We start from the raw sequence: 258 nt of genomic DNA on the forward strand, positions 1-258 counted from the left end.
CGTCCTCATCAAGATTGATCTCGGCCAGCGGGTCGCGGTGATGGGCGTCGAAGCCGGCCGAGATGATGATGAGGTCGGGCTGGAAACGGTCGATTTCCGGCAGGACACGCGAGAGAAACGCGTCGCGGAATGTGTCGCTGCCCGTTCCGGCCGTCAGCGGTGCGTTGACAATGTTGCCCGCGCCGGTTTCGTCCTTGGCGCCTGTGCCGGGATAAAGCGGCATCTGGTGCGTGGAGCAGTAGAGCACGGACGGATCGT

1 pseudogene is annotated in these 258 nt (G+C 63.6%); it reads right to left on the reverse strand.

What is annotated here, in order from left to right:
• Positions 1 to 258, reverse strand: a pseudogene (locus FLQ44_RS19800) (histone deacetylase family protein); the annotation flags it as partial.

This window comes from Vogesella mureinivorans, assembly GCF_007644035.1.
In the GTDB taxonomy this organism is placed as follows: domain Bacteria; phylum Pseudomonadota; class Gammaproteobacteria; order Burkholderiales; family Chromobacteriaceae; genus Vogesella; species Vogesella mureinivorans.